2 protein-coding genes are annotated in these 1,312 nt (G+C 74.8%); both read right to left on the reverse strand.

Annotated features, from left to right (window positions below; all coding sequences use genetic code 11):
* A partial coding sequence (locus D471_RS32750) for a PrsW family glutamic-type intramembrane protease (protein WP_017597249.1) occupies positions 1-764 on the reverse strand: 764 nt, incomplete at its 3' end.
* Positions 761-1,312: hypothetical protein (locus D471_RS0102985; RefSeq protein ID WP_017597250.1), on the reverse strand; the 552-nt coding region annotated here is incomplete at its 5' end. The genes D471_RS0102985 and D471_RS32750, both read right to left, overlap by 4 nt.

A 1,312-nucleotide genomic window follows, 5' to 3' on the forward strand; every position in this document is an offset into this window, starting at 1 on the left:
GAACCCAGGCCGGTGAGGCCGATCCGCACGATCGTGGTCGTCGCCACCGCCAGAGCCGGGTCCGTGGCTCCGCTCCGGGTCACCGACTGGAACGCGTAGATGAGGTTCTCGGTCACCTCGAATCCGAGCCCGACGAGCGCGCCCAGAACGAAGCCGTCGACCGGGCCGCGCAGGGCCCTGGGGAAGACGACGGCGACCAGGACGATGCCCGCGAGTTTGAGGAGCTCCTCGTTGACGGGCGCGGTCAGTGCGGCGTCCCAGGCGCCCGTGACGCCCAGTCCCAGAAGTTTCGACCAGACCGCGCCGAGCCCGCCGTTGGCGATGATGCCCGCGCCCGTCGCCGCCGTCATCCCCCACACGGCGGCGACCGCGCTGGGCACCGGGGCGGGAGCGCGCACCGGGCGGATCCCGCGCAGGATCCAGAACCCGAACGCCAACGTCGCCGTCGCGAACGCCAGGGCCAGCACCGCCGCCCACGGGAAGACGCGGATGTGCCCGGCGAACTGGAACATCTGGAAGATCAGCCCGGCCAGGCAGGCCACGGCGATCACGACGGCGCCGACCAGGGCGGGCAGCCGGGTACCGGGGGGTCGGGAGCCGGGACGCGCGTGCGTGGGCGCGCCGTGCCGGGCCGCGTGTGCGGTGGTCGGCGGTTCGGGCTCTCGCACGTCGTCCCCCCTCGGGGTCGGGACCCGGGGTTCCTCCTCCGTCGGCCGTTCGGGCGCGGGGGCGGTGTCGCGGCGTTCGTGGGGCACGTCGTTCACGCGGCCCCTCCCTCGGAGAAGACGACCGACCGGATGACGTCCTCGACGGCCGCGAGGTCCGCCGGGGTGGCGTCCGGTCCGGACAGGACCAGCTGAACCGCGAACCCGCCGTCGGGGGAGGGGTAGAGGGCCGCGACTCCGTCCTCGTCGCCGGCCAGGGGGCCGGTCAGTCCCGGCGCCCCCTCGTCGGCGGCCACGGGGCGCGGATCGCCCAGCCGCGCGTCCGGATCCTCGGCGCGGACGGTCCTTCCCAACCCCTGCCACAGCTCCGTGGCGCTGGGCGGCGTCTCCTCCAACGGGACGACGGAGCGCACGGTGAGCTCCACCGGGCCACGGCCGAACAGGTAGGACCGGTCGGCCGTGCTGGAACCGGGGTACAGCTCCCATCCGCCGCGCTCGAAGGTCAGCGCGGCCTCGTAACCGCCCTCGGACCCGACCCGCAGCGCCTGCCCGGAGCGCACCGGCTCGGTGTCGGGCAGGGCCGCGTTCAGCAGTGGCCAGACCGTCACCAGCAGCACGGTCACCGCCGTGGCCACGCCCAACGGCAG

Origin of the sequence: Nocardiopsis lucentensis DSM 44048 (genome assembly GCF_000341125.1) — a bacterium.
Lineage (GTDB): Bacteria > Actinomycetota > Actinomycetes > Streptosporangiales > Streptosporangiaceae > Nocardiopsis > Nocardiopsis lucentensis.